The organism is Streptomyces sp. BRA346 (assembly GCF_052851135.1).
The window spans coordinates 359518-382661 of record NZ_JAIWIH010000005.1 but is presented as its reverse complement, the minus strand read 5'-3'; the positions used below and the strand labels follow the sequence as shown (position 1 = coordinate 382661).

Below are 23144 nucleotides of genomic sequence, written 5' to 3'. Positions count from 1 at the left end.
ACGCTCATGGTGTGGGTCGGCCGTGCGTCGGCCACCCCCTGGCTGGGTGCGTCCGGCGCTCGCGCGACCATGGGTGCGTCCGGTGCTCGCGCGACCCCGCCCGACCGGCCGTACAGCCCCGAAACGAGGGGGTAGACATGCCGGAGCTGTTCATCGGCGGACAGTGGACCGCCGCCCTCGACGGACACACGCGCGAGATCCGCTGCCCGGCGGACGGGTCCCTGGTGGCCACGGTGGACGAGGCCGGGCCGAAGGACGTGGCCGTGGCCGTCGCGGCGGCCCGGGACGCGTTCGACCGCGGGCCGTGGCCGGGCACTCCGGCCGCCGAGCGCGGGCGGCTGCTGCTGCGCGTGGCGGACCTGCTGGAGCGCGACAGGGCGGATCTGGCCCGCGCCGAGTCCCTGGACACGGGGAAGCGGCTGGTGGAGAGCGAGTACGACCTCGACGACATCGCGGGGTGCTTCCGCTACTTCGGCCATCTGGTCGCCACCGGTGGCGCGGACCGGGTGCTGGACACGGGCAGCCCGGAGATCGACAGCCGGGTGGTGCACGAACCGGTCGGGGTGTGCGCCCTGATCACACCGTGGAACTATCCGCTCCTCCAGACGGCCTGGAAGGTGGCGCCCGCGCTGGCCGCCGGGAACACGTTCGTCCTCAAGCCCAGCGAGCTGACCCCGCACACCGCGATCGGGCTGCTGCGACTGCTCACCGAGGCGGGGGTGCCGCCGGGCGCGGCCAATCTCGTCCTGGGGGCCGGGTCCACGACGGGTGCGCCGCTGGTCACGGACGAGCGCGTGGACATGGTGTCCTTCACCGGCGGGGTGATGACCGGGCGGTGGATCATGGCGGCGGCCGCGCCCACGGTCAAGAAGCTCGCCCTGGAGCTGGGCGGCAAGAACCCCAACATCGTCTTCACCGACTCCGATTTCGACACCGCCGTCGACTACGCGCTGACGGCCGTGTTCCTGCACTCCGGCCAGGTGTGCTCGGCGGGTGCGCGGCTGCTGGTCCAGGAGCAGGTGCACGACGCGTTCGTGGACGAGGTGGTGGCCCGCGCCCGGGCGATCCGGCTCGGCGGCCCGTTCGACGAGAACGCCCGCACCGGCCCGCTGATCTCGGCCGCGCACCGCGACAAGGTGGCCAGTTACGTGGCGGCGGGGATCGACGAGGGCGCGGTGCTGCGCTGCGGCGGCGCGCCGCCCGACGAACCGTCGCTCGCGGGCGGCCACTACTACCTGCCGACGGTGCTGGACGACTGCACACCGGACATGACGGTGGTGCAGGAGGAGTCGTTCGGCCCGGTGCTCACGGTGGAGCGCTTCCGGGACGAGGAGGAGGCGCTGGCGCTCGCCAACGACACGGTGTACGGGCTGGCGGGCGCGGTGTGGACGCAGGACGCGGAGAAGGCCCACCGGGTGGCGTCGCGGCTGCGCGCCGGAACGGTCTGGATCAACGACTTCCATCCGTACGTCCCGCAGGCCGAGTGGGGAGGGATGAAGCAGTCGGGCATCGGCCGTGAACTGGGCCCCGCGGGGCTGCACGAGTACCAGGAGGCCAAGCACATCTGGCGCAACACCGCACCCCGTCCCCAGCGGTGGTTCACGTGACGGCTGCCGGTCCCACCGAACCACCCCGTCCCGGTCCCCGGGCGGACACCGCACACGACGACGACTCGCTCGCCGAACTCGGCTACCGGCCGGAACTCAAGCACGCTCGGCAAGTTTCACACCTTCGCCGCCGGGGTCAGCTACATCTCCATCCTCACCGGCACCTTCCAGCTCTTCTACTTCGGCGTGACGCACGGCGGCCCGGCGTACTGGTGGTCCTGGCCGATGGTGTTCCTCGGGCAGCTGATGGTGGCGCTGTGCTTCTGCGAGCTGGCGGTGCGCTATCCGGTGGCGGGTCGGTGTACAACTGGTCCAAGCTGCTGGGCGGTCCGCACGTCGGCTGGCTGGGCGGCTGGATGATGATGACCGCGTCGATGGTGTCACTGGCGGCGGTGGCGCTCGCGTACCAGATCACGCTGCCGCAGATCTCCTCGTGGCTCCAGCTCGTCGGCGACGGCAGCACCGGCACCGATCGGGCGGCCAACGCGGTCGTGCTCGGCTCGATCCTGGTCCTGTTCACCACCCTGGTGAACGGCTTCGGGGCATCACCACGATGATGATCGGCGAGAAGTGCGCCGACATGCTCAAGCGCCGCCACCCGTGACGGCATCCCGCTCACCGGCGTAACTCCGGTGGCCAATCAAGGCGTTGGCACCGCGCGGCCACAGGATTCCCTTGAGCCCGCACACCCCCGGCGACCACTCTGATCGCACCTTCCGACGGGAGAATCGGATGCGATGAGGGAGGAAGCCAGCCGATGCGAAGAGTGCGTCGCCTCGTGGCCGTGGTGGGTGCCGCCGGTGTGGTGGCCGCCGCCATGGCCGCACCGGCGGTCGGCGCCCAGCCGTCCCGGTCCGCCCCGAAGGCCCCACCGGTTCGTACGCAAGAGCACACGGTCACCCTGATCACCGGTGACACGGTCACCGTCACCGGGCCGCGGACGCCCGCGACGTGGAACCGGGCCGGGGTCCGGGGGCTTGCCCCCGGTTTCGGGAAGGGGCGGGGTGGGGTGGGGAAGGCCGCCGCTAGCGCCACTGCGTGGCCGACCCGGCCGCTCTCGGGGCCACGGCCTCGATCTTTTCGCGAATCTCCCGCATCACCGCCACGATCCGCTCCTCCCGGCCCGCCGCGCCCAGGCGGGCCGTCGGCACCGAGCAGCTGATGGCGTCGACCGCCGGGTCGTCGTACCGCAGGGCGAAGCCGAAGCCCACGATGCCGGTGACGCCCTCCTCGCGGTCGACCGCATAGCCCCGTTCCCGGGTGCGGGCCAGGTCGGCGGTCAGGGCGGCCCGATCCCGGTGGGTCTTTGGGGTCAGCGGCTCCAAGGGGCCTTCCGGCAGCGGGAGTTCGTCGTCGGGGCGTTCCGCGAGCAGCGCCTTGCCGAGGGCTCCGGCGTACGAGGGGAGACGGCGGCCGACCCGGCTGAAGGGCCGCAGGTATTCGTGCGACTCGCGGGTGGCGAGGTAGACGACGTCGCCGCCGTCCAGCCGGGCGAAGTGGATGGTCTCGCCGAGGGCGTCGGACGCCTCGTCCAGATAGGGCCGTGCGGCCCGCACCCGCGGGTCGCTGTCGAGGTAGCTCGTCCCCGTGAGCAGGGCCCGGATGCCGATGCCGTACAACGAGCCGGTGACGTCGGTGCGCACCCACCCGCGGTCGATGAGCGTCTGGAGCAGCGCGTACATGCTGCTGCGCGGCACGTCCATCTCCTCGGCCAGCTCCCGGAGCCGGGCGGGCTGGTCGCCGCGGGCCGCGAGCAGTTCGAGGAGCTGCACGGTGCGGCCCGCCGACTTCACTTCGCGTACGCCTCCGGTTTCCGCCATGGGTCGCATCGTAATGCTCGGCCGCCGTGAACAATGACGACGGGAGGATGCGATGACAGATCCGAACCCACGCGGCCTCGGCCGGGTGTTCGACGAGGTGCCGGAGCTGTACGACCGGGTCCGGCCGGGACACCCCGACGAGCTGTTCGCGGACGACCGGATCGCCGAGCTGTGCGACCCCGCCCGCTATCTCGGCAGCGCGGCCACGATGGCGCGCGGCGTGGCCCGCACCGATCGACCCGGCGCACGGCCCGAGCGCTGATCGGCAGCACAAGGCCCCCGGACCCGAGTGACGGGTGCGGGGGTCTTCCGCGTAGCCGCAGCCGCGTCCCGCCTATTGACGCCCCCGCGTGCGCATTCCTAATCTCTATCTTCATACGTAGACGCCATCTACATAGGGAGACGAGTCATGACGGCCCTCACGGCCGATGCGGCGACGACGGCGGCCCGGCTGCGCGACGGGATGGCGAGCGGCGTGCTCTCGTTCCCGCTGACCAGCTTCACCGGCGGCAGGGGGGACGAGGGCGGTAAGGGGGGCGCGGGCGCGCTCGATCTGCCCGCGTTCCGCGATTACCTCGCGATGCAGATCGAGACCGGGCCGGGCGCGATCTTCCCCGCGTGCGGTACGGGGGAGTTCTTCTCCCTGGACGAGGACGAGTACCGCGAGGTCATCACCGCGGCCGTCCGCGAGGCCGACGGCCGGCTGCCGGTCGTCGCCGGGATCGGCTACGGCTGGGCCCAGGCGGCGCGGTTCGCCCGGATCGCGGAGGAGGCGGGCGCGGACGCCGCGCTCGTCCTGCCGCACTATCTGGTGAAGGGCCCGCAGTCGGGGCTGGTCGAGCAGATCCGGCAGATCGCCGCCCGCACCCGGCTGCCGCTGATCGCGTACCAGCGCGACCAGGTCGCCTTCACCATGGACGGGCTGCGCGAGCTGGTCACGATCCCGGGCGTCATCGGGCTCAAGGACGGGCACAGCGATCTGGACCGGCTCCAGCGCCTGAAGCTGGCCGCGCCGGAGGACTTCCTGTTCTTCAACGGCGCCGCGACCGCCGAAGTCCAGGCCCGCCCGTACGCCGGCATCGGCATCACCGCGTACTCGTCGGCCGTGCACGCCTTCGCCCCCGAGATCGCGAACGCCTTCTTCACCGCCCAGCGCGACGGCGACGACGCTACGGTGGAACGGCTGCTGCGTGACTTCTACGTACCCCTGGTCGAGCTGCGCGACCGCGTCCCCGGCTACGCCGTCTCGCTGGTCAAGGCCGCGGCGCGGCTGCGCGGGCGGCCGGTCGGCCCGGTGCGCGCACCGCTCGCCGACCCCGGCCCGGACGATCTGGCCGACCTCGAAGCCCTTCTGACCACCGGACTCGACCTCGTGGGAGCCACACGTTGACTCAGACGACGCAGACTCAGGCGCAGACGACGCAAGCCGAAGCCCTCGCCATCGCCGAGGTGCGGCTGACGCCCATCCTCGTCGCCGACCCGCCGCTGCTGAACACCCAGGGCGTCCACCAGCCGTACACCCCCCGGCTGATCATCGAGGTGGTCACCGAGGGCGGGGCGACCGGCGTCGGCGAGACGTACGGCGACACCAAGTACCTCGACCTGGCCCGCCCGCTGGCCGAGAAGCTCCCCGGCCACAGCGTGACCGACCTGAACGGGCTGTTCACCCTGGCCGACGAGGTCGCGGTGGACGCCTCCCGGGTCGAGAACTCGGTCGACGTCGGCGGCCTGCGCGGCGTCCAGACGGCCGACAAGCTGCGGCTGTCGATCGTCTCCGGCTTCGAGGTGGCCTGTCTCGACGCCTGGGGCAAGGCGACGGGCCTGCCGGTGCACGCGCTGCTCGGTGGCAAGGTCCGCGACCGCGTCGAGTACAGCGCGTACCTCTTCTACCGCTGGGCCGAGCACCCGGACGGCGTCGCCTGTGAGCCCGACGACTGGGACGCGGCCACAGGCCCGGCCGGAGTGGTCGCCCAGGCCGAGCGCTTCGCCCGCGACTACGGCTTCACCTCCTTCAAGCTCAAGGGCGGCGTCTTCGAGCCCGACCAGGAGATCGCCGCGATCCGCGCCCTGGCCGAGCGCTTCCCCGGTCAGCCGATGCGGCTGGACCCCAACGGCGCCTGGTCCGTGCCCACGTCGCTGCACGTGGCGGAGGAGCTGCGGGACGTCCTGGAGTACCTGGAGGACCCGACCAGCGGTACGCCCGGGATGGCCGAGGTCGCCGCGTCCGCCGGGGTCCCGCTGGCCACCAACATGTGCGTGACCACCTTCGGGGAGATCCGGGAGGCGTTCACCAAGGGCGCGGTCCAGGTCGTCCTCTCCGACCACCACTACTGGGGCGGGCTGCGCAACACCCGTGAACTGGCCGCCATCTGCCGCACCTTCGGCGTCGGCCTGTCCATGCACTCCAACACCCACCTGGGCATCAGCCTGGCCGCCATGACGCATGTCGCGGCCACCGTGCCCAACCTGGACTACGCCTGCGACAGCCACTACCCGTGGCAGACCGAGGACGTGATCACCGAGCGCCTCACCTTCCGGGACGGCCGTCTCGACGTCCCCGACGCCCCCGGGCTCGGCGTCGAGCTCGACCGTGAGCGGCTCGCCGTACTGCACCAGCGCTGGCTGGACGACGACGGCACGATGCGGGACCGCGACGATGCCGCCGCGATGCGGGTCGCCGACCCCGACTGGGTGACCCCGGCCATTCCGCGCTGGTAGTCCGCCCGCTCAGCCTTCGACCCGGTCCGGGCCGCCGAGGGGACGGCCCGGACCGGAGGTGCGCCCGAAGGTGTGCACTCCACCTTGACGTTGAACCGATCCATCGCTTCCATCGTGACCGCACCCCGCGCCTGGGAGCGCTCCCAGGCACACCCTCACCCCCCTCCGCGAGAGGATCCCCTCCCATGCGCAGACTCTTAGCGTTCGTCATGGCCACGACCTTGCTCCTGCTGGGGCTGAGCCTGAGCACCGCCACCGCCCACGCCGCGCCCGCCACCCCCGCCAAGGCCCTGGGGGACGGCTCGGTGACCGACCCGAACATCGTCTACACCGGCCGCTGGGACCTCAGTTCCGCCACCGCCGCCGTCCCCAACTGGACCGGCGGCTACCTCCGGACCGCGTTCACCGGGACGACGGTGAAGGTCAAGGCCCGGAACGCGGTGAACTTCTACGTCAGCATCGACGGCGGCGCCGATGTCTTCCACGCGGGCGTCAAGGGCACCGTCAACCTCACCCCGACGCCCCTCCCCCAGGGCACCCACACCCTCCGCGTCTCCTACCGCTCCGGCGACACCGTCTTCCAGGGCCTGGTCCTCGACGCGGGCGCGGGCACGACCGCCCCGCGCGTGCCCGGCAAGCTCGTCGAGTTCGTCGGCGACTCCATCACCGCCGGCGCCCTCACCGACCGGCTCGCGCTCGACTCGTACGGCTGGAAGACCGGCGAGCAACTCGGCATGCGCCACACCCAGATCGCCCGCGCGGGCTACTGCCTGGTCGGCAAGGACGGCTGCGTGGGCCTGGCCACGCAGTTCTTCAAGACGGGCTCCACCGGCGACCAAGGCTGGGACTTCTCCCTTTACCAGGCGAACGCCGTCGTCATCAACCTCGGTACGAACGACATCGGGCACGGCGTCACCGGGCCTGAGTTCCAGTCGGCGTACACCGCCCTCCTCCGCGACATCCGCGGTAAGTACCCGAACGCGGCCCTGTTCGCCGTCCAGACCCTCAAGAAGCGCTACCTGACGGAGACCAAGGCGGCGGTGAGCGCGCGCAACGGCGCGGGCGACGCGAAGGTGTACTACGTCGACACCACCGGCTGGCTCACCGACGGCGCCGACTACGAGGACGGCAACGGCCACCCCAACGAGGCGGGCCACACCAAGTTCGCCAACCGCCTGGCCCCGGTCATCTCCGCGAAGCTCGGCTCCGCGCCGCTGAAGGCCGCCACCGCCGCGGCTCCCGGCCAGCCGGGCGACCCCAACATCAAGCTCAGCGGCCGCTGGGACACCACGACCTCCGCCACCGCCCACACCCCCTACTGGGCGGGCGCGTACTTCCGCACCGGCTTCACCGGCCGCACCGTCAAGCTCAAGCAGCGGAACGCCATCGACCTGTGGGCCAGCATCGACGGCGGCCCCGCCGTCTTCTTCAACGAGGCCAAGGGCACGGTGAACCTCACCCCCACCCCGCTCGCCGCCGGAAACCACACCCTCCAGGTCAACTACCAGGTCGTCGCGGGCAGTTACCACGGCGACGCGGTCTTCCAGGGCCTGACCCTCGACAGCGGCGCCACCACCTTCGCCCCGCCCGCCCCGAAGAAGCTGATCGAGTTCGTCGGCGACTCCATCACCGTCGGCACCACCACCTCCCAGAACGCCCGCACCGCCTACGGCTGGCTCATCGGCGAACGCCTCGGCGCCGACCACACCCAGATCGCCCAGGGCGGCGCCGCGCTCGTCGACACGGCGGACGACCGGATGAGCCTGGAGCAGCAGTTCACCAAGCTCAACCCCAACGCCACCACGCCCGCCTGGGACTTCTCCCGCTACCAGGCGAACGCCGTGGTCATCAACCTCGGCACCAACGACGTGGGGCGCGGCGTGAGTTCCGCACAGTTCCAGGCGTCGTACACCAGCCTGCTCCGCAAGGTCCGCACCGCCTACCCGGGCGCCTGGATCTTCGCGCTGCGCACCTTCAGCGGCCGCTTCGGCACCGAGACCCAGGCCGCCGTCACCGCCTTCGGCGACGCCAGGGCCAGTTACGTCGACACCACCGGCTGGCTGGCCGCCGGTGACCTCTCCGACTCCGTCCACCCGAACGACCAGGGCCACCGCACCATCACCACCCGCCTGGCGCCCATCATCTCCGCCAGGCTCCGCAGCTGAATGCCGCCAAGCCTCCGGATCCCGGAACAACTCCCATGAGAAACTCGGCATGTGATCATCGAACGCGCGTACGCACACCTGACGTCGTACGACGAGGACACCTGGCCCTGGTCGGTGCCCTGCGTACGCGGGCTCCTCACGGACGGACTCCGCTTCACCGCGCCGGTGACCTTCCTCGTCGGCGAGAACGGCTCCGGCAAGTCCACCCTCGTCGAAGCGCTCGCGGAGGGCTTCGGCCTGGACTCCTACGGCGGCTCCCACGACTGGCGCTACGCCAGCCACCGCCCCAAGTCGCCGCTGGGCGAGCGGCTCCGCTTCGACGCGGCTCCCCGCGGGCGGCGCATGCTCGGAAGCTGGTCCGCCCGCAAGGGCTTCTTCCTGCGCGCCGAGACGGCGCTGGACGCGTTGGAGCGGGAAAGGCTCGCTCCGCACTCGGTCAGCCATGGCGAGGGTTTCCTCGCGGCCTTCCGGGAGAAGTTCCTCCAGCCCGGCCTGTACGTCATGGACGAGCCGGAGGCGGCTCTCTCCTTCACGTCGTGCCTGGAACTGCTGGGCCACCTCGACCAGTTGGCGGAAAGCGGCGGCCAGATCATCTGCGCCACCCACTCCCCCCTGCTCACCGCCCTGCCCGGCGCGGACATCATCGAGGTCGGGGAGCACGGCCTGCGCCGCACAACCTGGCAGGACCTCACCCTGGTCGACCACTGGCGCCGCTACCTCACCGACCCGCACAGCTACCTGAGACACGTCCTCGGCTGACGGTCACCGGCCGCCTGGTGGGCCAGGATGCGCAACGCGTCCGCGGACGCCGGGTCGTCCGGGGTGTAGATCTCCAGCCGGTGGTCGGGGCTGTCGGGCTGGAGCCAGACCTGGTAGGACACGTCGAGGGCGCCGACCGTGGAGTGGCGCAGGCGCATGGTGCCGGTGGTGCAGTCGGCGACGTCGCCGGTGGCCCACATCGCCGCGAAGTCGTCGCTGCGCATCGTGATTTCCCCGATCAGCTCGGCCAGGCGCGCGTCCGTGGGGTGGCGGCCCGCGGTGAGGCGCAGGTAGGCGACGTGGATACGGGCGAGTTCGGGCCAGTTGCGGTGCAGGTCGCGGGTGAGGGGGTCGAGGAAGAACATCCGGGGGATCGACGGGCGCCGGGCCGGGTCCTGGGGTGCGTCGAAGGCGATGTGCTCGGCCACGAGGGCGTTGCCGGTGCGGTTCCAGGCGAGGACGTCACCCCGTCGGCCGAGGACGATCGCCGGGGTGGCCTCGCCGAGGGACTCCAGGAGGGCGAGGACGCGCGGGTGGGGCTGCTCCGGCGGCGGTTCGCGGAGGCCGGTCTTCGCGGATTGCCGGGCGAGGTTGTGGAGGTGGATGGTCTCGACCCGGTCGAGCCGGAGCACCCGGGCGAGTGCGCCGAGGACTTGCTCGGAGGCGGTGTCGGCCTGGCCCTGCTCCAGGCGGGTGTAGTAGCCCGCGCTCATTCCGGCGAGCTGGGCCAGCTCCTCACGCCGCAGACCGGGGACGCGCCGGGAGGTGCCGTACGTGCGCAGGCCGATCTCGGCCGGGGTGATGCGGTCACGGCGGCGCTTGAGGAACGTACCCAGGTTCTCCACGCGGCCGAGCCTAGGCCGTGGTCACGGCCGGTGGGTGTACCTGCTGGGGATACCCACGGCACGGGGATGGCTGCCGCGCCCGGTCCTGGGGACGGTCGGCACCATGACTCAACAGCGTGCGCACCACTCCCCCGGCCTGCGGTCCTGGCTCGGGCTCGTGGTGATCCTCGGACCGGTGCTCCTCGTCTCCATGGACGGATCGATCCTGTTTCTGGCGATGCCACGGATCAGCCAGGCCCTCGCCCCGACCGCCGATCAGGCGTTGTGGATCCTGGACGTGTACGGCTTCGCCGTCGGCTCGCTGCTGATCGCCTTCGGCAACCTCGGCGACCGCTACGGTCGGCTGAAGCTGCTGCTGATCGGGGCGACCGTGTTCGGCGCGGGGTCCGCCGGGGCGGCGTTCGCGCCGGGTCCGGAGCTTCTCATCGTGTGCCGGGCGGTCATGGGTGTGGCGGGGGCGACGCTGCTGCCCTCGGCGCTGGCCGTGTTGAGCGAGCTGTTTCCCGACCCGCGGCTCCGGGCGCGGGCCATCGGCATCTTCGCGGCCGCGTTCGCCGCGGGGTTCGCGGTGGGTCCGATCGTCGGCGGCGCCCTGCTGGAGCGGTTCTGGTGGGGGTCGGTCTTCCTGGTCAACCTCCCGGCCATCGCCGTGTTCGTCGCGGTCGCGCCCATCCTGCTGGGCGAGGTGCGCGAGACGCGCCACGGCCGGGTCGACGGGCTCAGCCTGGTGACTTCCGCCGGAGGTCTGCTGCTCACGGTCTACGGGCTCAAGCACGTGGCCGCGCAGGGGGTGTCGGTCCCGCCGGTCGTGGCGATGGCCTTCGGCGCCGCGTCGCTGGTGTGGTTCGCCCGTCGGCAGCGGCACCTGGACCACCCGCTGATCGACTTCTCGCTCTTCCGCGACCGCGTGTTCACGATCGCGATCATCACCGGTCTGCTGCCGCTGGCGGCGTGGTCGGTGGCGGCGTACCTGACCGGTGTCTATCTCCAGTCGGTCCTGGGCCTGACCGTTCTGCACGCGGCGCTCCTGGCGCTGCCCGGCGCGGTCGTCCTCACCGTCACGTGCGTCGTCACGCCGATGGCCGTCGGCCGCTTCGGCAAGCGGGCCGCGCTCATCGTGTGCCACTTCTCCATCGCGGCCGGTGTGGTGCTGTTGCTGCCGACCACGGTCACCGGCGGGGTCGGCTGGTACGTCGCGTCGACGGCGCTCGCGGGCGTCGGCTTCGGCATCTCGTTCAGCGTCGTCGCCGACACCGCGGTCGCGGCGGTCCCCGCGGAACGGGCGGGGGCGGCGGGCGCGATCGCCGAGACCAGCAACGAGATCGGCAATGCCCTCGGGATCGCGCTCCTCGGCTCGCTCGCCACGCTGGTCTTCCGGCTCCAGGGGCCCGGCCTCGCCCCCGCGCTCGATGAAACCCTCCAGCTGCCCGGCCTCGCCCCCGCCGCGGCACGCGACGCGAAGGCGGCCTTCGTCACCGGTCTGCACACCGTCGCCGTGGTGGCCGGGTTGCTGCATGCCGCGCTGGGGGCCGTGGCCTTGCGATGGCTGCGCACCACGGGCGGTCCCCGTCGGTGAGACGCCGGGGGACAGCCTGTTGGGAGGGCTGAGAGGATGACGCGATCACAACAGAAGGAGAGTGATGTGCATGATCGTGCTCCTCTTGGTCGGTGTCCTCGTGCTCGTCGTGGGAGGGTGCGTCTGCGTCTTCTGGGCGGCGCGGGGTGACAGTCCGCGATGGGTGCGCGGGGTGTCCAGGGTGACCCTGGCGGTGAGTGAGGTGGCGAGCGCCGCCTCGAAGCGCAGCAACCGGAGTTCGGGCCAGAACTCGGGGGACGACGGGGACAGCTGAACGCGCACCATCAGGTTGCGAGAAAGGGCCGCAGCAGGCCGAGCAGCACATCGGGGCGGTGGAGCGGGATGATGTGGCCGCAGTCCTCGATGAGATGGCCGGTGAGGTCGTCGGCGAGGGGCCGCACTTGGTGTTCGAGTGCGGTGCCCACCGGGTGGGCCCCGATGGTCATCGTGGGCATGGTGAGGCGACGGCCGCTGTCCGCCTCGGCCTGGACCTGCTGTGCGCTGGTGGCCAGCGCGCGGTACGAGGAGAAGGCGCGGCGCAGGGCCTCGCTCCCGGTGTGGGCGCGGACGAACGCGTCGCGGAGGGCGGGGCGCACCCCGTGGCCGAGGGTGCCGGAGTCGAGGAACCAGTCGATGTAGCGCGCTTCGTGACCGGGCAATACGGATTCGGCGAGGCCTGGTTCGGCGTGGAAGCCGAACCACCAGGGTGCCCCATGGGCGAGGAACCCTTCGGCGCCCGGCAGTCTGCCGAGCAGCGCCTCCATGAGCACCAGTCGTCGGACGAGTTCGGGGCGGCGCATGGCGAGCAGGAAGGCGGGCGGGGTTCCCGCGTCGATGCCGACCACGGTGGCGGAGGTCTCGCCGAGGGCTTCGAGGAGCGCTTCGGCGTCGGTGGCGAGGGTCCCCGCGTCGTAGCCGTCCGCGGCGGAGTCGCTCGCGCCGATGCCGCGCATGTCCGGTGCGATCACGCGGTGGTGCGCGGCGAGGCCGTCGAGGATGTCGGTCCACAGCTCCCAGGTGTGCGGGAAGCCGTGCAGCAGCAGGACGGCGGGGCCTTCGCCGGTGAGCGCGACGTTGAGGGTGATACCGCCCGCCGTGACGCGGCGCAGTTCGACGGTGGGGTGCGGGGTGGCGGGCACGAGGACTCCCAGGCGGTTACCAATGGTGACAAGGGAACGCTAGGTTCCTAGACTGGGCCCGCCAAGACCGCACTTCTGCCTCAGGTGGTGAGCTTCAGGTGACCTCCTCCCCGTCGGGGACCGCCTCCGAGGGGGCACGCGGCGATCTGTTCTCCCCGCAGTGCCCGACCCGCCGTCTGCTCGACCGGATCGGCACGAAGTGGACGTCGATGGCCATCAAGGTGCTGGCGGAGGCGTCGCCGGACGAGGTGCGCTTCGCGGAGCTGCGGCGCCGGATGCCGGGGGTGTCACAGAAGATGCTCTCCGCCACGCTCCAGAGCCTGACCCGGGACGGCCTGGTCGGCCGCCGGGTGGAGCCGACGGTGCCGCCGCGCGTGCACTATCGGCTCACCCCGCTGGGGCTCTCGCTGGAAGGGCCCCTGGCCGCGGTCCGGGCATGGGCCGAGGAGCACATGGCCGAGATCGACCGCGCCAACCGGCTCAGCGAGGAGCCCAACGGAACGTCACCCTGACGACGCGGCGCGCAGCAGGCGGAGTTGGCCGATCTCGGTGACGTTCTTCATGAGTTCGGCGTTCACCCAGGCGACCATATGGGCGACGGTGTAGTGCGGGTCGTCCTGCCAGGGGAACGGGGCGGTGGCGTCCAGTTCGGTGTCGGCGAGCCCGTCCAGCACCGCCAGCCAGTCGTCGCGCAGCCCGCGCAGCCACGCGATGGCCGCCGTGCCGCCGCCCGGCCAGACGATCTCCGTCCGCTCCCGGGGCTCCCGGCCCCGGGCGTGGTCGATGGTCACGCTCCACCACCAGCCGATGTGCCAGCTCACCCAGCCGATGGTGGGAACCGGAACGGGATCGGGTTCGGTGTCGGCCCAGTCCGGCACCCAGGTGCCGTCGGATGCCTGACGCATCGTCCAGCAGTGGGACGCGGGCTCCCAGAGGAAGTCCCCTGGCTCCAGTCGCTCCAGGTGGTATTCGAAGAGTGACCAGGTCAGGTCGAACTGCCAGCGCAACAAGTCACATCGGGAAGCAGGGGGAACAGTCATCTGCCGACCCTGGCACGCCCGCGCGCATCCCGGGAAATGGTTATCCAACTCCTTGACGACATCCGATGTTTGCCCTAGCTTCCTGACGCCACATCAGGTCTGGACCTTTAGCAACTGGAGGGGTGGACATGCGCAGACGGACACTGCTCGGCGGCGCGGCCGCGACCGGGTTGGGGCTGACGGGCGTCGGCCTGTCGGCGGCACCCGCTCAGGCATCGCCCATCGGATCCGGCTGGACGGAGATCAACCCCGGGTACTCCGTCCACCAGCCGCCCGGCGCGACGCGCCACACGTACGACAGCTCCACCGGGGAGCACCACTTCTGGGTCTACGACTCCGACCCGAGCACCTTCCCGGGGCGGGATTCGGGGCCCCGCAGCGAGCTGCGGTTCAAGAACGACTACACCTCCGGGCAGGCGCAGTTCGAGTGCGACATGACGGTGAAGTCGTCCGCGCACCGGGTCTGCGTCTTCCAGGTCTTCGGCGCGTCGACGCAGGCGACCGCGTTCATGGCCCTGGCCATGAACAACAACAGCCTCGCCTACTACGGCAAGACCGACCAGGTCATCTACCGGCCGGTCTACGACACCACGCTGCGGCTGAACGTCGTGCACGACACCACCGCGCGCTCGGTGCACGTCTTCGTCAACCGGGAGTTCCAGGTCACCTACAAGGACCACGGCGCGGGGACGCACTACTTCAAGTGCGGCCTGTACGGTCGCGACGGGATGTCCGCGCGCTCCGACTGTTATGTGCGGAACATCCACCTTTACCGTAAGTAACCCCAGGTGGCGCGGGCGGCAACGAGGACCGGGGAGGCCGGTTTGAAAGCGGGGCAAACCGGTACCCGGGGGCCATGCGATGGGGATACACGATGATGACCGAGCAAGCCGGACCACGCCAGCTCGTGGAGGACGTGGTCCGGGCCGAGCAGGTCGGTTTCGACTTCTCGGTGACCTCCGACCACTACTTTCCGTGGCTCGATTCCCAGGGGCACTCCCCCTACGCCTGGAGTGTGCTGGGGGCGGCCGCGCAGGCCACGTCGCGGATCCCGCTGACGACGTTCGTCACCTGCCCGAGTGTCCGCTACCACCCGGCGGTGGTGGCGCAGAAGGCCGCCACGATGCAGCTGCTGTCCGAGGGCCGGTTCCGGCTGGGCCTGGGCTCCGGCGAGAACCTGAACGAACACGTCGTGGGCACGCGCTGGCCGTCGGCCGACATCCGGCAGGAGATGCTGGAGGAGGCCGTGGAGATCATCCGCGAGCTGTTCCGGGGCGGCTACGTCAACCACCGGGGCACCCACTTCGACGTCGAGTCCGCCAAGCTGTGGGACCTGCCCGACGAGGCGCCGCCCATCGGGCTGGCCGCCTCCGGAGAGGCGTCCTGCAAGCTTGCCGGGCGGCTGGCGGACATGCTGATCGCCACCGAGCCGAAGCCCGGTCTGGTGGACGCCTTCGAGCGGCACGGCGGCGGCGGGAAGCCCCGCATCGGGCAGCTGCCGATCGCGTACGACACCGACCGGGACGCGGCGATCACCCGGGCCCACGACCAGTTCCGCTGGTTCGGCGGCGGCTGGAAGGTCAACTCCGAGCTGCCGGGTCCGGCCTCCTTCGAGGGCGCCACGCAGTACGTACGGCCCGAGGACGTGGCCGCGTCCATCCCGTGCGGCGATGACGTCACCGAGTTCACGGAGAAGATCCGCCCCTTCGTCGACGCGGGCTTCACGGACGTGGCCCTGGTCCAGATCGGCGGGGGCCACCAGGCCCCCTTCTTCGACTGGGCCGAGAAGCGGCTGCTGCCCGCGCTCAGGGAGCTGTAGCCCCGGGGGGCGACGCGACCAACACCGGCTGGGCTACGGGATTCCGTGGCCCAGCCGCTTTTTTGTGTGTGTCCGGGATATGGAATCCGGGCCCGGACTTCTTGACCACCCGGACTTTCCCCTGCTTGGATCGGTGACATGAATCGACAGGACCTCACGCGGCGACGCCACGTCGACCTTGCGCGTGTCTCCAGCGCGTCCTGTTGCTGTCGGGCCTGAGCGCACGCCAACGGATCTCCGCAACGCCCTTCCGCGTCGCCGCCCCTCTCTCCTCAGCATCTCTGACCAGCGGTCCAGGGCTGTTCCGCACCGGCCGCCGCCCCTCCGCGTCGTCATCCGCCCTTCACGCATGACGTCCTGACCGCCACGCGTCGGCCCTTTTCCGCGCGCGCCTGAATTCCTCGCCAGGCGCTGATTCGCCATGCCCGTATGCACATTCCGGGAGTTCCCCATGCCCGCAGATCCCGCCACCGAATTCCGCAACGACCCGCTTCAGTTCGCCTATTGGGTGCCCAATGTCAGCGGCGGTCTGGTCACCAGCACCATCGAGCAGCGCACCGACTGGGGCTACGACTACAACCGCGAGCTGGCCGTGCTCGCGGAGAACAACGGCTTCGACTACGCCCTCAGCCAGGTGCGGTACATGGCCAGCTACGGCGCCGAGTACCAGCACGAGTCGACCAGCTTCAGCCTCGCGCTGCTGCTCGCCACCCAGCGGCTGAAGGTCATCGCCGCCGTCCATCCCGGGCTGTGGCATCCGGGCGTCCTGGCCAAGCTGGGCGCCACCGCCGATCAGCTCTCCGGCGGGCGCTTCGCAGTGAACGTCGTCAGCGGCTGGTTCAAGGGCGAGTTCACCGCGCTCGGCGAACCGTGGCTGGAGCACGACGAGCGCTACCGCCGCGCCGAGGAGTTCATCCACACCCTGCGCACCATCTGGACCGAGGACCACGCCGAAGTGGCCGGGGACTTCTACCGGATCCGTGACTTCTCCCTCAAGCCCAAGCCGCTGAACAGCACGGAACGCCCGCATCCGGAGATCTTCCAGGGCGGCAACTCCACCGCGGCCCGCGCCATGGCCGGGCGGGTCTCCGACTGGTACTTCAGCAACGGCAAGGACTTCGACGGCGTCACCGAGCAACTCCGGGACGTACGCGCCTCCGCCGCCACCGCGGGCCGCCCGGCGCCCCGCTTCGGTCTCAACGCGTTCCTCATCGCCCGCGACACCGAGGCCGAGGCCCGCGACACCCTGCGCGAGATCGTCTCCAAGGCCAACTCCGACGCCGTGCACGGCTTCCGCGACGCGGTGCAGCAGGCGGGTCAGTCCACCGCCGACGGCAAGGGCATGTGGCAGGACTCCAGCTTCGAGGACCTGGTGCAGTACAACGACGGCTTCCGCACCGGGCTGATCGGCACCCCCGAGCAGATCGCCGAGCGCATCGTCGCCTACAAGCGGCTCGGCGTCGATCTGTTCCTCCTCGGCTTCCTCCACTACCTGGAGGAGGTCGAGTACTTCGGCAAACGTGTGCTGCCGCTGGTGCGCGAGCTGGAGGCACAGCAGCCGGACACCGCGCCCGCGCCCGTCCTCATCTGATCCCCGCAACCACGCCCGGAAGGGAACACTCATGAGCACCGCCACCCGCACCGACTGGCAGACCCGCCCCCGCCCCACCGACGCCGACGGCTGGATCGGGCGCGCCGCCGAGGTCGCCGGTGTCCTGGCCACCGACGCGGCCGCCCGCGACAAGGCCGGCGCCACCCCGTACGCCGAGGTCCAGCTGCTGAAGGACTCGGGCCTGGTCACCCTCCTCGGCCCCGCCGCGCACGGGGGCGGCGGCCAGGACTGGCCGACCGCGTACCGCGTGGTCCGGGAGATCGCCAAGGCCGACGGCTCCATCGGCCAGCTGCTCGGCTACCACTATCTGTGGAACTGGGCCGCCCGGCTGGTCGGCACCCGCGAGCAGTGGGAGCAGGTCGAGGCCGACGCGGCCCGGAACCAGTGGTTCTTCGGTGGCGCCGTCAACCCGCGCGACAACGACGTGGTCGTCCGGGACGAGGGCGACAGCATCACCTTCACCGGCCACAAGTCCTTCTCCACCGGCAGCAAGGTCTCCGACGTCACCGTCCTGGAGGGGGTCTTCGAGGGCACCGACCGCCATGTGTTCGCCATCGTCCCGTCCGACAGCGAGGGCCTGACCTTCCACGACGACTGGGACAACATCGGCCAGCGGCTCACCGAGAGCGGCAGCGTCACGCTCGACGGCGTGACGGTCCCGTGGGCGGCGGCCGCCGGATACGTGGACAAGGAGTTCCAGCCCCGCGTCTACAACACCCTCAACGTGCCGACGATCCAGCTGGTCTTCGTCGCCTTCTACCTGGGCATCGCGGCCGGTGCGCTGGAGACCGCGGCCGTGTACACCCGCGACAAGTCCCGGCCCTGGCTGCACGGCGGGTTCGACGCGGCGGTCGACGAGCCGCATGTCATCGACACCTACGGCGACCTCACCGCCAAGCTGTGGGCCGCCGAGGCGCTCGCGGACACGGTGGCGGCCGAGGGGCAGCGGCTGCACGAGGACCCGGACGCGGTCACCGAGCAGGCCCGCGGCGAGTTCGAGATCAGGGTGGCCGCGGTGAAGGCGCGGGCCACCGACGTCGCCCTGGAGGTGACCAGCCGCATCTTCGAGGTCACCGGGGCCCGCTCCACTGCCTCCGCCGAGGGCCTGGACCGCTTCTGGCGCAACGTCCGCACCCACACCCTGCACGACCCGGTGGCCTACAAGCGCCGCGAGGTGGGCCGCCATGTGCTGACCGCCGAACTCCCGGAGCCCACCTGGTACTCCTGACCGCCCGCCACACCCCTCGCCACCTCCTCGAAAGGGACCACCATGGCCACCATCCTGTCCATCTCCGGCTCCCCCTCCGCCACCTCCCGCACCGGCCGGCTGCTGCGCCACCTCGACGGGCGCCTCACCGACCAGGGCCATGAGGTGATCCCGCTCGACGTCCGCACCATCCCCGCCACCGCCCTGCTCGGCGCCGACTTCGCGCATCCGGACATCGTCCGGGCCAGGACACTGGTCGAGCAGGCGGACGGGGTCATCGTCGGCACCCCCGTCTACAAGGCCGCCTACTCCGGGCTGCTGAAGTCCCTGCTGGATCTGCTGCCGCAGTACGCGCTGGCGGGCAAGACCGTGCTGCCGCTGGCCACCGGCGGCACCACGGCGCACGTGCTGGCCATCGACTACGCGCTGCGGCCGGTGCTGTCCTCGATGGGCGCCGCGCACATCGTGCAGGGCTGGTTCACGCTCGACAAGGACATCACCGCCACCCCCGACGGCGGGGTGATCGTGACCCCCGCCGCGGCCGAGGCGCTGGAGCAGGTCGTCGACCAGTTCTCCGTGGCGCTGGGCCATCAGCCCCTGCTCGCGGCGGCGAGCTGAACACCCATGACCAGGGACCCCGATACCGCCCACCGCATCACCGACGACGCGGAGGCACTGGCGGTGGCCGCGAAGCTCGCCGAGGAGTTCCGTACGGGCGCGGCCGGGCGCGACGCGGACCGCACCCTGCCGCGCGCCGAGCTGGACCGGCTGTCGGCGTCCGGGCTGCTGGCGATCAACGTGCCGGACGAACACGGTGGCGCGGACGTCTCGGCGATCACCCTCGCCGAGGTGTTCCGGCTGCTGGCGGCCGCGGACGCCAGCCTCGCCCAGATTCCGCAGAGCCACTTCGTGTACCTCAACGTGCTGCGCCGTCAGGGCACGCCGGAGCAGCAGGCGTTCTTCTTCGCGGAGGCGCTGGCGGGCAGGCGGTTCGGCAACGCCCAGTCGGAGGCGGGGACGAAGCACATCCAGGACATCCGCACCCGCCTGGAGCCACGGCCCGATGGTTCGTACGAGCTGACCGGCGTCAAGCACTACTCCACCGGCGCCCTGTTCGCCGACTGGATCCCGGTGCTGGCGCGCGGCGCCGACGAGGAGCTGTACGTGGCGTACGTGCCACGGGACGCGCCCGGGGTGAGCGTCGTGGACGACTGGGACGGCATGGGGCAGCGTACGACCGCCAGCGGCACCGTACGGCTGGAGGGCGTGGCCGTGCCCGCCGACCGCGTGGTGCCGCATCACCTCACCTTCCACGGCCCCCAACTGCACGGCGCCGTGGCCCAGTTGCTGCACGCCGCCATCGACGCGGGGATCGCCTCGGGCGCGCTCGCTGAGGCGGTGGCGTTCGTCCGCACCAAGAGCCGTCCGTGGTTCGAGAGCGGCTTCGAGACGGCCGCCGAGGACCCGCTGCTCATCCAGCGCTTCGGCGAACTGGCGATCCAGGTGCGGGCGGCCGAGGCGCTGCTGTCCACCGCCGCGCGGGCGGTGGACACCGCCCGCGCGGATCTCACCGACGACACCGCGGCCGAGGCGTCCATCGCCGTGGCCACCGCGAAGGTGTCGGCGGCCGCCACGGCGGTGGAGGCGGGCAGTGCGCTCTTCGAGGTGTCCGGCACCCGCTCGGCGCTGGACTCCCTCAACCTCCACCGCCACTGGCGGGACGCCCGTACGCACACCCTGCACGACCCGCCCCGCTGGAAGGTCCAGCACATCGGCCGCTACGTGCTGAACGGCACCCGGCCGCCCCGGCACGGCCTTCTGTAATCCCCCTCAAGAAAACCCCTGATCGGAGCCGCATCCATGTCCCTCACCTTTCACTGGTTCCTGCCCACCAACGGCGACAGCCGCCATGTCGTCGGCGGCGGCCACGGAACGCCCGTCACCGCGGCCGGTGGCGACCGTCCGCCGTCCGTCGGCTACCTCACCCAGATCGCCCGCGCCGCCGAGGACCTGGGCTTCGTCGGGGCGCTGACGCCGACCGGGGCATGGTGCGAGGACGCGTGGCTGACGACCGCGATGGTCAGCCAGAACACCGAGCGGCTGAAGTTCCTGGTGGCGTTCCGTCCGGGCTTCGTCTCCCCCACGCTCGCCGCGCAGATGGCCTCGACGTACCAGCGGCAGACGGGCGGCCGGCTGCTGCTGAACGTGGTCACCGGCGGCGAGAGCCATGAGCAGCGGGCGTACGGCGACTTCCTCGACAAGGAGGGGCGCTACCGGCGCACCGATGAGTTCCTGGAGATCGTGCGCGGGCTGTGGGACGGCAAGACGGTGGGTCATGCGGGCGAGCACCTCCAGGTGGCGGACGCCTCGCTCGCCCGGCTGCCCGACCCGGTGCCGGAGGTGTACTTCGGCGGCTCCTCCCCCATCGCCGGTGAGGTGGCGGCGCGCCATGTGGATGTGTACCTTACCTGGGGCGAGCCGCCCGCCCAGGTCGCGGAGAAGATCAACTGGATCCGGGGGCTCGCGGCCGAGGAGGGCCGTAGGATCCGCTTCGGCATCCGGCTGCACGTCATCACCCGCGACACCAGCGAGCAGGCGTGGGCGGAGGCGCGACGGCTGCTGGACGGCTTCGACCCGGAGACGGTGAAGTCCGTGCAGGCCGGGCTCGCACGCAGCGAGTCCGAGGGGCAGAAGCGCATGCTCGCGCTGCACGGCGGCGGCCGGGACGGGCTGGAGATCCACCCCAATCTGTGGGCGGGAATCGGCCTGGTGCGCGGCGGCGCCGGTACGGCGCTGGTCGGCAGCCATGAGGAAGTGGCGGAGCGGATCGCGGAGTACCACCGGATCGGGATCGACGAGTTCGTGCTGTCCGGCTATCCGCATCTGGAGGAGGCGTACTGGTTCGGCGAGGGCGTGCTGCCGCGCTTGCGGCAGCAGGGGCTGTGGTCGCACCCGGCCCGCCCCATCTCCGCCCCGCAGCCCGCCGCGCAGGTGCCGTTCGCCGCGTCCGGGAGCCGATGACGGCCCGACGACGGCGCCCGCCGCGATCACCATGACGGCAAAGAGGTCGATGTGTCCCGTGCGCTCCACCCCACCGCGGCCCGCCGACTCATCGACCGCTACCACGCCACCACCCGGCCGAAGGTCACCGCGGCCCGGGCCCGGCTGGACCGGCTCACACCGCGGGAGCGCGATGTGCTGACGCTGCTGGCCCGGGGCGACCCCAACGCGGAGATTGCGACCCGCCTCGCCATGCGGGAAAGCACCGTCAAGGCCCACGTCAGCCGCATCCTGGCCGCGCTCGACGTCGCCAACCGCGTCCAAGCCGCCCTCCTGGCACGTGACGCGGGGATCACCAACTGACCGGCCGTGCGCTCGCGAGGAGTTGGCGGGTGCGCTCCTGGACCGCCGACGGGTAGTTCTCGGCGAAGGAGGCGATGTTCAGGTCGTCCTCGCGGAGGCAGTCGAACAGGACGGTCGGGCCGCGGCCGGTCTCCCGCTCCTCGTCGGTGTAGCACACCATCAGATGCATGATGGCGGTGTCGGGGAGGACGTGGATGCCGGTGGTGGGGTGGGAGCGGGTGGCGAAGCCCCACAGGACGTCGCGCAGGTCGGTGGGGTCGATGTCGTGGTCGAGGACCATGATGCGGGTGACCCACCAGCCGCCGTGCGGAAAGGCGTCGCACGCCTCGCCGATGGCCCGGCACAGCTGCTCGGAGGAGGTGAAGCCGGTGCGTTCGCGCCAGTCGCGGTCGACGGTGACGGCCAGGACGTGGACCGCGGTCTCCGGGATCATCCAGGACGCGGCGATGGGCAGTCCGGCCTCGCGCAGGTAGTGGGTCCAGCGGGCGGAGTGGGTCAGCCCGACGAGGGTGTGGTCCTCGTCGACCGGCTTGCCCGCGCACACCACCGGCATGATCGGGTCGTCGCGGTGGGTGATGGCGGTGACGGTGTACGCGGGCAGCTCCACCTGCCAGTCGGGGACGTAGCCCGCGAACTCGCCCATCGGGCCTTCCGGTATCAGCTCGTCGTGGTTGATGTACCCCTCGATGACGATCTCGGCGGTGGCGGGCACCTCCAGGTCGACGGTCCGGCAGCGGACCAGTTCCACCGGGCGGCCGTAGTAGGCGCCGAGGTAGGCGGCCTCGTCCACCTCCTCCGGCAGCGACATGGTGGACACGAACGGGACGGCGGGCTCGGCGCCGAGGACCAGCGCGAAGGGGGTGCGCTCCCCGCGTTCGCGCCACATGTCGTCGATGACGCCGATGTGCTGAGGTGAGCCGGTGAAGGTGGCCATGCGGTGGGCGTCGTGCAGCATGGCCCGGGCGAGGCCCCAGTTGGTCCAGCGGCGGTCGGGGCTGCGCAGCACGAAGGTGCCGATGGTGTTCACGTACCGTCCGCCGTCGCCGTGGTGCAGCAGCGGGAACGGGAAGCGGGTCAGGTCGGCGTCCGCGCCGAGCAGGACGTTCTCCTGGCAGGGGCCCGACGCCACCGTGACGGGCGGGACGGGGGCGGCCGACTGGGCGGCTACCAGCCCGTCCAGCAGGCGCAGCGGCCGGGTGTCCGGGTCGAGCCCGAGGGAGAGCGCGACCCGGGCGTACGGGGTGTCGGGGACGCTGCTGTACGCGGCGGGCGCGGTGAGGACCCGGAAGCCGGGCGTGAAGCCCCGGATGCGGGACAGCAGATGGGCCGGGGCGCGGTGCTCGGTGGCGTAGCGGGCGATCGCGCCGATCTCCAGCTCGGCGTCCACCTCGTCGTCGATGACCCGCAGATCGTCGAGCTTGGCCAGGGCGTCCAGGTAGTCGCGCAGACTGGACAGGTGATTCATGGGGTTTCG

21 protein-coding genes and 2 pseudogenes are annotated in these 23144 nt (G+C 71.4%); 18 read left to right on the top strand and 5 right to left on the bottom strand.

Annotated elements, in window-relative coordinates; all coding sequences use genetic code 11:
- Positions 1-137: 137 nt before the first annotated feature.
- Complete coding sequence (locus tag LCH29_RS08455) at positions 138-1607, top strand: aldehyde dehydrogenase family protein (protein WP_446461075.1); 1470 nt, start codon at positions 138-140, stop codon at positions 1605-1607.
- Positions 1604-2149 (top strand): annotated as a pseudogene (locus LCH29_RS08450) (amino acid permease); the annotation flags it as partial. The gene LCH29_RS08455 and the pseudogene LCH29_RS08450, both read left to right, overlap by 4 nt.
- 483 nt (positions 2150-2632) lie before the next feature.
- Here the strand turns inward: LCH29_RS08450 and LCH29_RS08445 are convergent.
- A complete protein-coding gene (locus LCH29_RS08445; RefSeq protein WP_446461074.1) occupies positions 2633-3427 on the bottom strand; it encodes an IclR family transcriptional regulator in 795 nt (264 codons plus the stop codon).
- A gap of 52 nt (positions 3428-3479) precedes the next feature.
- On the opposite strand from LCH29_RS08445, the gene LCH29_RS08440 reads away from it, so the two are divergent.
- The 5 genes from LCH29_RS08440 (at position 3480) to LCH29_RS08420 (ending at position 9069) form a co-directional block, all read left to right on the top strand.
- Positions 3480-3689: a hypothetical protein gene (locus tag LCH29_RS08440; RefSeq protein ID WP_446461073.1), complete on the top strand. Its 210-nt coding sequence runs from the start codon at positions 3480-3482 to the stop codon at positions 3687-3689.
- A gap of 147 nt (positions 3690-3836) precedes the next feature.
- On the top strand, positions 3837-4817 hold the full coding sequence (locus LCH29_RS08435) for a 5-dehydro-4-deoxyglucarate dehydratase (RefSeq protein ID WP_446461072.1): 981 nt from the start codon (positions 3837-3839) through the stop codon (positions 4815-4817).
- Entirely contained in the window at positions 4814-6145 is a 1332-nt protein-coding gene (locus LCH29_RS08430) for a glucarate dehydratase family protein (RefSeq protein ID WP_446461071.1), read from the top strand. Before LCH29_RS08435 ends, LCH29_RS08430 begins: the two co-directional genes overlap by 4 nt.
- 185 nt (positions 6146-6330) lie before the next feature.
- Positions 6331-8310: a GDSL-type esterase/lipase family protein gene (locus LCH29_RS08425; RefSeq protein ID WP_446461070.1), complete on the top strand. Its 1980-nt coding sequence runs from the start codon at positions 6331-6333 to the stop codon at positions 8308-8310.
- 51 nt (positions 8311-8361) lie between these two features.
- Positions 8362-9069, top strand: coding sequence for an AAA family ATPase (locus tag LCH29_RS08420; RefSeq protein WP_446461069.1), 708 nt, complete (start codon positions 8362-8364; stop codon positions 9067-9069).
- Here LCH29_RS08420 and LCH29_RS08415 read toward each other — a convergent pair.
- On the bottom strand, positions 9045-9914 hold the full coding sequence (locus LCH29_RS08415; protein ID WP_446461068.1) for a helix-turn-helix transcriptional regulator: 870 nt from the start codon (positions 9912-9914) through the stop codon (positions 9045-9047). The two genes, LCH29_RS08420 and LCH29_RS08415, sit on opposite strands and share 25 nt — an antisense overlap.
- Before the next feature lie 103 nt (positions 9915-10017).
- On the opposite strand from LCH29_RS08415, the gene LCH29_RS08410 reads away from it, so the two are divergent.
- Together LCH29_RS08410 and LCH29_RS08405 are read left to right on the top strand one after the other, a co-directional pair.
- Entirely contained in the window at positions 10018-11490 is a 1473-nt protein-coding gene (locus LCH29_RS08410; RefSeq protein WP_446461067.1) for an MFS transporter, read from the top strand.
- Between the two features lie 70 nt (positions 11491-11560).
- Complete coding sequence (locus tag LCH29_RS08405; RefSeq protein ID WP_446461066.1) at positions 11561-11764, top strand: hypothetical protein; 204 nt, start codon at positions 11561-11563, stop codon at positions 11762-11764.
- A gap of 10 nt (positions 11765-11774) precedes the next feature.
- On the opposite strand, the gene LCH29_RS08400 is transcribed toward LCH29_RS08405, so the two are convergent.
- Positions 11775-12629, bottom strand: a complete 855-nt coding sequence (locus tag LCH29_RS08400; RefSeq protein ID WP_446461065.1) for an alpha/beta fold hydrolase — start codon at positions 12627-12629, stop codon at positions 11775-11777.
- A gap of 98 nt (positions 12630-12727) precedes the next feature.
- Here LCH29_RS08400 and LCH29_RS08395 point away from each other — a divergent pair, with 98 nt between their 5' ends.
- A complete protein-coding gene (locus LCH29_RS08395; protein ID WP_009713940.1) occupies positions 12728-13141 on the top strand; it encodes a winged helix-turn-helix transcriptional regulator in 414 nt (137 codons plus the stop codon).
- On the opposite strand, the gene LCH29_RS08390 is transcribed toward LCH29_RS08395, so the two are convergent.
- Entirely contained in the window at positions 13133-13669 is a 537-nt protein-coding gene (locus LCH29_RS08390; RefSeq protein WP_446461064.1) for a DinB family protein, read from the bottom strand. The genes LCH29_RS08395 and LCH29_RS08390 overlap by 9 nt on opposite strands.
- Positions 13670-13797: 128 nt before the next feature.
- Here LCH29_RS08390 and LCH29_RS08385 point away from each other — a divergent pair, with 128 nt between their 5' ends.
- From LCH29_RS08385 to LCH29_RS08350, 8 genes and pseudogenes are all read left to right on the top strand, one after another.
- Positions 13798-14451: a polysaccharide lyase family 7 protein gene (locus LCH29_RS08385; protein ID WP_446461063.1), complete on the top strand. Its 654-nt coding sequence runs from the start codon at positions 13798-13800 to the stop codon at positions 14449-14451.
- 74 nt (positions 14452-14525) lie between these two features.
- Complete coding sequence (locus LCH29_RS08380) at positions 14526-15488, top strand: LLM class F420-dependent oxidoreductase (protein WP_446461062.1); 963 nt, start codon at positions 14526-14528, stop codon at positions 15486-15488.
- Between the two features lie 451 nt (positions 15489-15939).
- Positions 15940-17079: a dimethylsulfone monooxygenase SfnG gene (sfnG, locus tag LCH29_RS08375; protein WP_446461061.1), complete on the top strand. Its 1140-nt coding sequence runs from the start codon at positions 15940-15942 to the stop codon at positions 17077-17079.
- A gap of 31 nt (positions 17080-17110) precedes the next feature.
- Positions 17111-18328 (top strand): acyl-CoA dehydrogenase family protein, encoded by a 1218-nt coding sequence (locus tag LCH29_RS08370; RefSeq protein WP_446461060.1) that lies wholly within the window; start codon positions 17111-17113, stop codon positions 18326-18328.
- A gap of 42 nt (positions 18329-18370) precedes the next feature.
- Complete coding sequence (gene ssuE, locus LCH29_RS08365) at positions 18371-18925, top strand: NADPH-dependent FMN reductase (RefSeq protein ID WP_446461059.1); 555 nt, start codon at positions 18371-18373, stop codon at positions 18923-18925.
- Between the two features lie 6 nt (positions 18926-18931).
- Positions 18932-20131 carry an SfnB family sulfur acquisition oxidoreductase gene (locus LCH29_RS08360; RefSeq protein ID WP_446461058.1) on the top strand — a complete coding sequence of 400 codons (1200 nt, stop codon included), beginning with the start codon at positions 18932-18934 and terminating at the stop codon, positions 20129-20131.
- Positions 20132-20167: 36 nt separating this feature from the next.
- Entirely contained in the window at positions 20168-21328 is a 1161-nt protein-coding gene (locus tag LCH29_RS08355; protein WP_446461057.1) for an LLM class flavin-dependent oxidoreductase, read from the top strand.
- Between the two features lie 54 nt (positions 21329-21382).
- Positions 21383-21670, top strand: a pseudogene (locus tag LCH29_RS08350) (response regulator transcription factor); the annotation flags it as partial.
- Here LCH29_RS08350 and LCH29_RS08345 read toward each other — a convergent pair.
- Positions 21660-23135 (bottom strand): UbiD family decarboxylase, encoded by a 1476-nt coding sequence (locus LCH29_RS08345; protein WP_446461056.1) that lies wholly within the window; start codon positions 23133-23135, stop codon positions 21660-21662. The pseudogene LCH29_RS08350 and the gene LCH29_RS08345 sit on opposite strands and share 11 nt — an antisense overlap.
- Between the last annotated feature and the right edge of the window lie 9 nt (positions 23136-23144).

Bases quoted from the DNA above. Each gene is read 5' to 3' on its own strand.
- LCH29_RS08385 (WP_446461063.1), top strand. From the start codon at position 13,798: ATGCGCAGACGGACACTGCTCGGCGGCGCGGCCGCGACCGGGTTGGGG.
- LCH29_RS08370 (WP_446461060.1), top strand. From the start codon at position 17,111: ATGAGCACCGCCACCCGCACCGACTGGCAGACCCGCCCCCGCCCCACC.
- LCH29_RS08345 (WP_446461056.1), bottom strand. From the start codon at position 23,135: ATGAATCACCTGTCCAGTCTGCGCGACTACCTGGACGCCCTGGCCAAG.
- LCH29_RS08405 (WP_446461066.1), top strand. From the start codon at position 11,561: ATGATCGTGCTCCTCTTGGTCGGTGTCCTCGTGCTCGTCGTGGGAGGG.
- LCH29_RS08355 (WP_446461057.1), top strand. From the start codon at position 20,168: ATGTCCCTCACCTTTCACTGGTTCCTGCCCACCAACGGCGACAGCCGC.
- ssuE (WP_446461059.1), top strand. From the start codon at position 18,371: ATGGCCACCATCCTGTCCATCTCCGGCTCCCCCTCCGCCACCTCCCGC.
- LCH29_RS08440 (WP_446461073.1), top strand. From the start codon at position 3,480: ATGACAGATCCGAACCCACGCGGCCTCGGCCGGGTGTTCGACGAGGTG.
- LCH29_RS08390 (WP_446461064.1), bottom strand. From the start codon at position 13,669: ATGACTGTTCCCCCTGCTTCCCGATGTGACTTGTTGCGCTGGCAGTTC.
- LCH29_RS08380 (WP_446461062.1), top strand. From the start codon at position 14,526: ATGCGATGGGGATACACGATGATGACCGAGCAAGCCGGACCACGCCAG.
- LCH29_RS08360 (WP_446461058.1), top strand. From the start codon at position 18,932: ATGACCAGGGACCCCGATACCGCCCACCGCATCACCGACGACGCGGAG.
- LCH29_RS08425 (WP_446461070.1), top strand. From the start codon at position 6,331: ATGCGCAGACTCTTAGCGTTCGTCATGGCCACGACCTTGCTCCTGCTG.
- sfnG (WP_446461061.1), top strand. From the start codon at position 15,940: ATGCCCGCAGATCCCGCCACCGAATTCCGCAACGACCCGCTTCAGTTC.
- LCH29_RS08435 (WP_446461072.1), top strand. From the start codon at position 3,837: ATGACGGCCCTCACGGCCGATGCGGCGACGACGGCGGCCCGGCTGCGC.
- LCH29_RS08410 (WP_446461067.1), top strand. From the start codon at position 10,018: ATGACTCAACAGCGTGCGCACCACTCCCCCGGCCTGCGGTCCTGGCTC.
- LCH29_RS08455 (WP_446461075.1), top strand. From the start codon at position 138: ATGCCGGAGCTGTTCATCGGCGGACAGTGGACCGCCGCCCTCGACGGA.
- LCH29_RS08445 (WP_446461074.1), bottom strand. From the start codon at position 3,427: ATGGCGGAAACCGGAGGCGTACGCGAAGTGAAGTCGGCGGGCCGCACC.